Origin of the sequence: Kitasatospora saccharophila, from assembly GCF_039529925.1 — a bacterium.
In the GTDB taxonomy this organism is placed as follows: domain Bacteria; phylum Actinomycetota; class Actinomycetes; order Streptomycetales; family Streptomycetaceae; genus Kitasatospora; species Kitasatospora saccharophila.
The window spans coordinates 131330-139718 of sequence record NZ_BAAANS010000018.1 but is presented as its reverse complement, the minus strand read 5'-3'; the positions used below and the strand labels follow the sequence as shown (position 1 = coordinate 139718).

7 protein-coding genes and 1 rRNA gene are annotated in these 8389 nt (G+C 74.6%); 2 read left to right on the top strand and 6 right to left on the bottom strand.

All coding sequences use genetic code 11. The annotated features are described in order from the left end of the window. Both rrf and ABD345_RS15645 read left to right on the top strand, forming a co-directional pair. Positions 1–88: ribosomal RNA gene (gene rrf, locus ABD345_RS15650) — 5S ribosomal RNA — on the top strand; the annotation flags it as partial. A gap of 79 nt (positions 89–167) precedes the next feature. Continuing rightward, positions 168–1055, top strand: a complete 888-nt coding sequence (locus ABD345_RS15645; protein ID WP_344552696.1) for a phosphatase PAP2 family protein — start codon at positions 168–170, stop codon at positions 1053–1055. An 89-nt stretch (positions 1056–1144) separates the two neighbouring features. Here the strand turns inward: ABD345_RS15645 and ABD345_RS15640 are convergent, their stop codons facing one another. From ABD345_RS15640 to ABD345_RS15615, 6 genes are all read right to left on the bottom strand, one after another. Further along, positions 1145–2020 carry an ArsR family transcriptional regulator gene (locus ABD345_RS15640; RefSeq protein ID WP_344552695.1) on the bottom strand — a complete coding sequence of 292 codons (876 nt, stop codon included), beginning with the start codon at positions 2018–2020 and terminating at the stop codon, positions 1145–1147. A 136-nt stretch (positions 2021–2156) separates the two neighbouring features. Next, on the bottom strand, positions 2157–3173 hold the full coding sequence (locus ABD345_RS15635) for an ABC transporter permease (RefSeq protein WP_344552694.1): 1017 nt from the start codon (positions 3171–3173) through the stop codon (positions 2157–2159). Beyond that, entirely contained in the window at positions 3170–4057 is an 888-nt protein-coding gene (locus ABD345_RS15630; protein ID WP_344552693.1) for an ABC transporter ATP-binding protein, read from the bottom strand. Before ABD345_RS15630 ends, ABD345_RS15635 begins: the two co-directional genes overlap by 4 nt. Then, entirely contained in the window at positions 4054–4443 is a 390-nt protein-coding gene (locus ABD345_RS15625; RefSeq protein WP_344552691.1) for a GntR family transcriptional regulator, read from the bottom strand. The genes ABD345_RS15630 and ABD345_RS15625 overlap by 4 nt, the downstream gene beginning before the upstream one ends. Positions 4444–4629: 186 nt before the next feature. Then, positions 4630–5184, bottom strand: coding sequence for an acetate uptake transporter (locus ABD345_RS15620; RefSeq protein ID WP_344552690.1), 555 nt, complete (start codon positions 5182–5184; stop codon positions 4630–4632). A gap of 279 nt (positions 5185–5463) precedes the next feature. Beyond that, the gene (locus ABD345_RS15615) at positions 5464–8013 is read right to left on the bottom strand and encodes a SpoIIE family protein phosphatase (protein WP_344552689.1); all 2550 of its coding nucleotides are present in this window, start codon (positions 8011–8013) and stop codon (positions 5464–5466) included. Positions 8014–8389: the final 376 nt, after the last annotated feature.

Genomic DNA, 8389 nt, shown 5'->3' with positions numbered 1-8389 from the left:
CGGTTACATTCCGAACCCGGAAGCTAAGCCTCACAGCGCCGATGGTACTGCAGGGGGGACCCTGTGGGAGAGTAGGACGCCGCCGAACAATCATTCAGGAAAAGCCCCCCGACGGGAAGTCGGGGGGCTTTTTCGCGTTCCCGGGGCGGGCCGGGTAGCCTGCGCCAATGCAGAACCTGACGTTGACGTGGCAAACCTCGGCCGGTGCCTCCGCGGCGCTGTACGCTGCGGCGTTCGCCGTCAGGAGGGGGGTGGCCCGGCGGGCCGGCGGGGAGGTGCGGCGGCGTCGGGCGGGGACGGCGGCGGACGCGCTGCGGGAGGCGGGGACGCTGCTGGCGCTGTTCGCGCTGTGGCAGGTGGTGGGGCACCTCTCGTTGATGGGCACGGACCACGCGCTGGAGCGGGCGGAGTGGATCCACCGGACGGAGGGGGAGTTCGGGCTGCCGGACGAGGCGTCCTGGCAGCGGGCGGTGGTGGGGCACCCGTGGCTGGTGCAGGGGGCGAACTACTACTACGCGACGATGCACTTCGGCGTGATGCTGGTGGTGCTGCTCTGGCTGTTCCTGCGGCACCGGGCGCGGTACGCGTGGGTGCGGACCACGGTGGTGGCGACGACCGCGGTGTGCCTGCTGATCCAGTTCATTCCGGTGGCGCCGCCGCGGATGCTGCCGGGGAACGGGTTCGTCGACCTGGCGGAGCAGTACGGGCAGTCGGTGTACGGCAACGCGGTGGCGGGGGTGGTCGCGGACCAGCTGTCGGCGATGCCGTCGGTGCACGTGGCGTGGTGCGTGATCGCGGCGGTGGCGGTGGTCTCGGTGGCGCGCGGGCCGTGGCGGTGGTTGATGGTGCTGCACCCGGTGGTGACGGTGTGGGTGGTGGTGGTGACGGCGAACCACTTTTGGGCCGACGGCCTGGTCGCGGTGGTGATCCTGCTGACCGTGTACCTGGTGCAGGCGGCGGTGTCGGGCTGGCGGCAGCGGGAGGACGAGGGGACCCGGGCGGCGGCGGAGGAGCCGGGGGAGCAGCGGGAGCGCAGCGCGGTGCAGCAGGGCTGAGCGGGCACCCGGCTCCCGGGAGTGGCGGCGGTCCGGGGACGGGGGTTCCGGGGCCGCCGTCGGCGTTCTCGGCGTTCCCTCCGCCGCCGTCAGCCGGGCTGGGCGGAGAGCAGGGCCTCGGCGAGGGCGGTGCGGTAGTAGCGGCCGGGGGTGCTGGTGCCGGCGACCAGGCGGGCGTCGAGCAGGACGCTGAGGTGGTCGTCGACGGCGGCCGGGCCGAGGCCGGTGAGGGCGGCCAGCTGGGTGGTGTCGCGCGGCCGGTCGAGGCCGGTCAGCAGGGCGGCGCGGGCGCCGCCGAGTAGGCGGCCCAGGCTGGCGGGCGGGGTGCGGGGGCCGGGGACGGGCGCGGCGGAGGTCGGGTAGACGACGGTGAGGCGGGTGTGCGACTCGTCCGGGCGGAGCCAGCCGTGGCGGGCGCTGGTCGGGACGAACAGCAGCTCGGGGGCGGGTGGCAGGTGCGGGGGGAGGGCGGGGGCGGTGAGGCGGAGGCGGCCGTCGGGGAGCCAGCGGTGCTGCGGGCCGAGGTGGGGGAGGGCGGCGGGCCAGCCGTGCCGTGCGGCGCGTTCCCGGCGGGTGGTGAGGTCGGTGCGCAGGGTGCGCAGGCGGGCGGGCCATTCGGGGCGGACGACGTGCTGCCACGTCCAGTCGAGGAGTTCGGCGAGCGCGGGGGGCAGGTCGGCGGCGGGGAGGTCGAGCAGGCGGGGGTCGGCGTCCGGGTCCGGCGCGGGCAGGGGGAGGGCGGCGGGCCAGTCGGCGGGTTCGCGGGCGGTCAGCCAGGGGGCGGCCTGCGGGGTGGCCGCGAGGCGGGCCCGGAAGGCGGGTTGGTGGTCGGCGAGCCAGCCGCGGCGCCAGGGCTCGGGCCGGATCTCGGCGAGGACGCCGACCGCGGCGACCGTCTCGACCAGGGGTGAGAGCGCGAAACGGCACGCGGTGAGTGATTCCGTGCCGACCAGCCAGTGACCCATGCGTTCCCCTCCGGACGCAGACAGTAGCAACCGGAGGTGAACGGGGCAGGGGAATGCGGGAGGTGCCGGGTGGACGGGAGGGGCGGCCGGAGCGGAGCGGCTCGGTTGCGGTCGCCGCTCCCGTCCACCCGGCCGGTCAGCCGAGGCGGCGGCGCAGGCCCCAGGAGGTGAGGGCGGCCAGTGCGGCGGCGGCGGCGAGGTACAGGCCGGTCTCGGCGAACTGGAAGGTCCAGTAGCGGTCGGCGGGCTGGTAGTCGAGGGCGACGTAGAGGTCGGCCTCGGCCAGGCAGGCGCTGTCCGGGGGGAACTGGTCGGAGCCCGGGCAGGGCTGGGAGGCGAGGGTGAGGACGCGGCCGGTGGCGTCGCGGACGGGCAGCAGGGTGCTGTCGGAGAGCATCCAGCCGTCGGGGAGGTCGAAGACGGCGACCATGCGGGAGTCGGGGCCGATGCGGCCGCCCGTGGTCTCGAAGCCGGCGAACGAGCCGTGGCGGATCGGGTCCTTGTGCAGGGCGGCCAGTTCGTGGACCGGCTGCTGCAGGTGCGGGCGGACGGCCAGCGGCACCAGGACCTGGACGGCGGCGAAGACGACCAGGGTGACGGCCGCCGCGGCGAGGGTGCGGCGCAGGAACAGGCCGACGCAGGCGCCGAGCGCGACCGCGAAGGCGGCGTAGCCGAGCGGGACGAGGCCGCGGAGGCTGAACAGCAGCGGCTGGAAGCGGTTGTGGTCGAAGCGGTCGATCGGGGCGGCGTACCAGGTCGTCAGCAGGCTGAGCAGCCCGGTGACGAGGACCGCGGCGGCGGTGGTGAGCAGCAGCTTGGCGGCCAGCCAGCGGCCGCGGGGGACGCTCTGGCTCCAGACCATCCGGTGGGTGCCGGTCTCCAGTTCGCGGGCGATCAGCGGGGCGCCCCAGAAGGCGCCGATCAGCGCGGGGGCGAGCAGCACGAGCGCGTCGGCGGCGAGGTAGGCGTTGTGCTTGCTGCCGATCACCCGTTCCAGGTCGAAGCACTGGTTGATGCCGCAGTCGGTGGGCAGGCCGTGGATCCCGTGGCGCAGCCGGAGGCCGTCCACCAGCAGGTAGGCGGTGGCGAGGAGGAGCACGGCGGCGGCGGTGAGGAACTGGGTGCGCTGCTGGCGCCAGGTCAGCCAGGTCATCGTTGCGGCTCCAGGGCGGGGCTGAGGTCGGTGGGCGCGGACGGGGTGGACATGTGGTGCAGGACCAGGTCCTCCAGGCCGAGTGGTTCCATCACCCAGGACGGGTCCTCGACGGCGGCCTCGGCGCGGACGGTGAAGGTGCTCTGGCGTTCGGTGTGCTCGGCGTGCAGGACGCGCATCCCGGCGGGCAGGGTGTCGGCCGCGCGGCGGGCGGTGGTGAGCCGGAAGTGGGTGGCGAGCAGGTCGTCGATGCCGCCCTGGGCGCGGACCCGGGAGTCGGCGAGCACCACCAGGTGGTCGCAGACCCGTTCCAGGTCGGAGAGCAGGTGGGAGGAGAGCACCACGGTGGCCTGCGGTTCGGCCTCGGCGACGAACTCCATCAGGCCCTGCAGGAAGGCGCGCCGGGCGAGCGGGTCGAGGGCGGCCACCGGCTCGTCCAGCAGCAGGAGTTCGGGCCGCTTGGCGACGGCCAGGGCGAGGGCGAGCTGGGCGCGCTGGCCGCCGGAGAGGCGGCCGGCCTTCTGGGCGGGGTCGAGCCCGGCCTGCCGGACGCGGCGTTCGGCGAGGGCGGCGTCCCAGCGGGGGTTGAGCCGGGCGCCCAGCCGCAGGTGGTCGGCGACCGAGAGCGCGGCGTACACCGGGGTGTCCTGGGCGACGAAGCCGACCCGGGCGAGCTGGCCGGGCGGGGCGCCGAACACCTCGATGCTGCCGCTGGTCGGGGTGAGCAGGCCGCAGGCGAGTTGCAGCAGGGTGGACTTGCCGGCGCCGTTCGGGCCGACCAGGCCGACGACGCGTCCGGCGGGGACGCTCAGGGTGCAGTCGGTGAGCGCCTGGCGGCGGCCGTAGCGCTTGTGCAGCGCCCGGGTTTCGACGATCGCGGTCATCGCTCCTCTTCGGTGGGACTTCGGACGGTCTGGCGGAACAGTGCCTCGATGGACTCCTCGTCCAGCCCGGCGGCCCGGGCGGTGGTCAGCCAGCGGCTCAACTCCCTTCGCAGCGGCTCGTGTTCGGAGACCGCGGGGGCGCCGAGGGTGCCGCTGACGAAGGTGCCGACGCCGGGCTTGGGGGAGACCAGGCCCTCGTTCTCCAGTTGGCGGTACGCCTTGAGCACGGTGTTGGGGTTGATCGCGACCTTGGCCGCGACCTCCTTGACCTTGGGCAGCCGGTCCCCCTCGGACAGCAGGCCCAGCCGCAGGGCCTGCCGCACCTGGTGGACCAGTTGCAGGTAGGGGGCGACGCCGGACCGGGGCTCGATGTGGAACTCGATCACCGCAACCTCATTTATCTAGGTTCCTAGCACTATAGAACTGAAGGGCCGTCAGCCCTGTCAAGTGAATGATCGCAAGCGGGAGTTGACCTGCGGACATACCGGAGCCCGGGCGCCGTGGGGGTGGCGTCCGGGCTCCGGGACGAGCGACGAGCGGTGGTGCGGTGGTGCGGTGGTGCCGTGCTGCGGTTACCTGACCGGGAGTGCCACCCGGCCCCAGCGGCCGCCGGTCAGTTCGGCGGTGGCCGAGTACCAGGCGGCCAGGCCGGCCACGGCGGCGACCCAGCCGCCGACCTTGCCCCAGCCGGAGGCGTCGCCGAACGCCCCGATGGCGCTGAGCACCAGGGAGACGGTCAGCAGGCCGTACACCGCGCGGGTGAGCAGGCCGCCGCCCCAGGAGGCGGCCGTCAGGGTGAGCGCCAGCAGCGCCCACAGCAGCAGGAACAGGCCCGCGGTGTTCTTGCCGGCCGGGCCGGCGGCGGCCCAGGTCGCCCAGAAGGCGCCCAGGGCGGTGAACGCGGTGCCGCTGAAGCGGTCGCCGCCGCGGAACTGCCAGAGGCCGGCGACGAACAGCGTCACGCCGCCGACCAGGTTGGCCAGCGTGGAGGCGCCGCCGGCCGAGGTGCCGCTGAGGACACCCGTGCCGAGCAGGCCGTACGCCAGCAGAGTCAGACCGAGGGCCAGGTATCCGAGCGGACCCGCGTCAGCGGATCGGGCGTTCGCCCCGGAGGCTTCATTGCTCACCGGAGGCTCCTTTCACTCTGCGCCAGGGCATGGCGAGATCACGGTGAAAAGTGGGTGTGCGAAGAGGTGGTGCCAGGTGCCGGGTCGTGGGCGCACCGGAGAGAGGGTGCGGCGGCTGCGGCGAAGGAGAGAACCGGCGGCTCGGCCGCTGGTCGTGCCCTCCGGGGTGGAAGCCCCCGGTGCTTACGGTGTACCCGGCGACCCGGTTTTGTACCCTTGTGAATCACGCAGGATGAGCAAGTGTGAGCAAACCGTGACCAGTTCCGGCGGTCGGCCCGGTCAGTTCTGACGCTGGGTCGGAATGCGCAGCGTCAGGATCGCCATGTCGTCGGACGGCGGCTCGGGCGCGAAGCGCTCCACCGCCCGGTGCACCCGGGCCGCGACCGCGCCCGCGGTCAGGCCCGCGCAGCCGGTCAGCACCTCGATCAGACCGTCGTCGCCGAGCATCCGGCCGCCCTCCCGGCGCTCGGTCACGCCGTCCGTCACGCACAGCAGCACCTCGCCCGGGGCGAGCACCAACTCCTCTGCGGTGAGGTCGAGTTCGTCCATCACCCCGAGCAGCGGCTGCGGCGAGGCGGCCTGGTCGACCTGCCCGTCGGTGCGCAGCCGCAGCGGCAGCGGGTGGCCGGCGCAGACCAGCGACAGCACGGTCGAGCCGTCCGCGCGGGGCGTCAGCTCGCCGTACAGCAGGGTGAGGAAGCGGGCCCGGCTGCCCTCGTCCAGGATCGCCGCGTTCAGCCGGGTGAGGACCTGCGGGGCGTCGAGGCCCTCGCGGGCCAGCAGGCGCAGCGAGTTGCGGGCCAGGCCGGTGACCGAGGCGGCCTCCGGGCCGGTGCCGCAGACGTCGCCGATCGCGAAGCCGTAGGTGCCCTCGCGGATCGGGAACAGGTCGTAGAAGTCGCCGCCGACCTCGTTGCCCTCGCCCGCGGCCTGGTAGAAGACCTCCACCTCGACGCCCGGGATCTTCGGCAGCTCCGGGGGCAGCAGGGCGCGCTGGAACGCCTGGCTGGTGGCGGTGCGCTCGGAGTACAGGCGGGAGTTGTCCAGCGCCAGGGCGGCCCGGCGGGAGAGGTCCTCGCCGAGCTCCAGGATCTCCTGGCGGAACCGGACGCCGCGCCGGGTGCCGAGCACCAGCAGGCCGATCACCCGGTTGCGGGCGGACAGCGGCATGACCATCGTCTCGCCGAGCTCCGGGCCGACCGGGTGGCCGAGCGCCCGGGCGGTCTCGGCGGGGGCGTCCCACGGGCGGGCGCCCGGGCTGGGCTCCGCCTCCGGGGCGGGGGTCTTGTCGAGCAGGGCGCGCAGCGCGTCGATCCGGTCCTCGTCCTCGTGCAGCACGAAGGCGAGTTCGGCGCCGGGCGCCTGGTCCGGCGTGGTGTAGACGGCGCACCAGGAGGAGAGCGTGGGGACGGCCATCTGCGCCATCAGGGCGAGCGTCTGCTCGTGCTCCAGGGTGCCGGCCAGCAGGTCGGACGCCTCCACCAGGAAGGACAGCGAGCCGCGGCGCAGCCGTTCCAGCTCGCTCAGCCGGGCGCTCTCCAGGGCCAGCGCGATCCGGTCGGCGGCGAACTGCAGGCGCAGCGCGTCCTCGTTGTCGTAGCGGCCGGGGGCGGCCGCGGCCACCCCGAGCGAGCCGGTCAGCCGGCCCTCGACCTTGAGCGGGACGGTGATCAGCGAGCGCAGGTCGGTGCCGTCGAGCAGCGGGGCGGCGCCGGTCGGGCGGACCGCCAGGTCCTCGTGCACGGCGGGCAGCCGGGCCGAGTCGAAGCGGCCCGCGCCGGCGTCCACCGGCAGCCGGGAGAAGCGCCGGGACGGGCCGGCCAGGCCGGTGGCGGCGCGCAGCTCGAACTCGGTCTCGTCCTCGCTGGTGAGCAGCAGGTAGGCGGCGTCGGCGTCGAGCAGGTCGCGGGCGCGCTCGACGATCCGCTGCAGCAGGCTGGACAGGTCGTCGGGGGAGACCGGGCCGACCAGCAGGTCCAGCGGCTCGACGGCGGTGGCGGCGCCCTCCACGGCGCTGCCCGGGGTGCCGGGGGTGCGCAGCACCGCGCGGTCGGCCTCGCGGACCAGCAGGCACGCCACCGTCGGGGTGCCGGAGCTGTCGCGCAGCCGCACGTGGGTGCCGTACACCTCCTGCACCGCGCCGTCGCCGCCGCGCACCGCGTACGAGCCCTCCCAGCGGGCCAGCCGCAGGGTGTCGCCGAGGCCGAGGCCGGGGGTCTGCGGCCAGACGGCCAGTTCGGCCCAGGGGCGGCCGAACACGGCGTCCGCGGGGCGGTGGAAGAGCGACTCGGCGTCGGCGTTCCAGTGCCGGACCCGCCCGTGGTCGTCGAGCTGCACCACGGCGACCCGCACCGGGCCGTCCGCGGCCGGGAGTTCGCCGCCGGGCAGGCTGGGCAGCGCGTACCGGGTGCCGGGGCGCTGCTCGGGCAGGGCGAGGCGGAACCAGACGGTCTTGCGGCCGGCCGCGTACTCCACGCCCCAACTGCTGGACAGTGCCGAGCACATCAGCAGGCCGCGGCCGCCCTCGCCGTCCGGGTCGGCGTACCGCTCGGAGTTCATCGTCACGTTGGCGAAGGAGGGAAGGCCGCGCTCCGGGTGCCGGTCGCTGACCTCGATCCGGACGGTGTCCTCCTCGCGCAGGCAGGCCACCTCGGCGGCCGTCCCGGCGTGCACCACCGCATTGGTGACCAGTTCGCTGACCAGCACCACGGCGTCGTCCACCACCTCGGGCACGTCCCACCCGAGCAGGGCGTCCCGGACGAAGCCGCGGGCCGCGGCGGCCGACCGGTCGACCGGTTCGAAGGTGGCGGCTGCGCGCGCGGTGACCACGGCCACGTCTCCTCTGCTGCTGGTCTCTGCTGCTGGTCCGACGGAAGGTCGGGGCGGTGCGGCGGTCCCGGGGCGGGGTCGCCCGGGCCCGGTGCGGCCCTCCACCCTACTTTCCGGTTGGTACCCAGTGGGGCCGGGGCGCCGAAACAGGTCCCTGGGAGTGATTTCGTTCACCACTTTCCCTGGTCGCCGGGAAAACCCTCCGCAACCGGTCCGACACCGGGTGCCAGTGCTGTCACACTGGGGGGTCCGCGTGCCGTCACGGCCGCAGTACGGTCGACAGGGACGGCGCGGGAGCGAAGGCCGGACGCCGGTCCTCCCGCGGCGGTGAACCGAGTCAGGACCTGGGAGGGCCCCGTTGAGTTCGGCGACCAAG